1 protein-coding gene is annotated in these 977 nt (G+C 64.3%); it reads right to left on the reverse strand.

The genetic code is table 11. From position 1 onward, the window contains the following. A partial coding sequence (locus KUV72_RS19695) for an Ig-like domain-containing protein (RefSeq protein WP_222239516.1) occupies positions 1 to 977 on the reverse strand: 977 nt, incomplete at both ends.

Here is a 977-nt window from a genome sequence, read left to right on the forward strand (position 1 = left end):
TCCGTCGTCACGGTATAGGTCACGTCGTCCGCGTTATCGATCTGCAGGGTAATAGTGTCACCGGCCTGGGTGCCGGCGGTCAGACCAACGCTGGCCTGAACCCCATCGGACAGCTCAGCAGCGTTGATGCCATCCGCGGCCTCAGCAATCGCCAGCGTCGGGGCGTCGGTACCGGCGTCGCCACCAGGACTGGTGGCATCCACCGTGAAGTCGACACTGCTGGAGGCAGCAGAGCTATTACCGGCAGCGTCGGTAATCACCGCGGCGACGCTATAGTCACCATCGGTGAGTGCATCGCTCGGGATCACCACCGTGGCGCTACCATTAGAGACGTCGTCCGCCGTCACGGTATAGGTCACGTCGTCCGCGTTATCGATCTGCAGGGTAATGGTGTCACCGGCCTGGGTGCCGGCGGTCAGACCAACGCTGGCCTGAACCCCATCGGACAGCTCAGCGGCGTTGACCGTGTCATCTGAAGCCTCGGCGATTGCCAGCGTCGGGGCGTCGGTGCCGGCGTCGCCACCAGGACTAGTGGCATCCACCGTGAAGTCGACGCTGCTGGAGGCAGCGGAGCTATTACCGGCAGCGTCGGTAATCACCGCCGCGACGCTATAGTCGCCATCGGTGAGTGCATCGCTCGGAATCACCACCGTGGCGCTACCTGCGTCGACGTCGTCCGTCGTCACGGTATAGGTCACGTCGTCCGCGTTATCGATCTGCAGGGTAATGGTGTCACCGGCCTGGGTGCCGGCGGTCAGACCAACGCTGGCCTGAACCCCATCGGACAGCTCAGCAGCGTTGATGCCATCCGCGGCCTCAGCAATCGCCAGCGTCGGGGCGTCGGTACCGGCGTCGCCACCAGGACTGGTGGCATCCACCGTGAAGTCGACGCTGCTGGAGGCAGCGGAGCTATTACCGGCAGCGTCGGTAATCACCGCCGCGACGCTATAGTCGCCATCGGTGAGTGCATCGCTCGG

This window comes from Halomonas sp. DP4Y7-1 (genome assembly GCF_019800705.1).
Taxonomy (GTDB): Bacteria; Pseudomonadota; Gammaproteobacteria; order Pseudomonadales; family Halomonadaceae; genus Halomonas; species Halomonas litopenaei_A.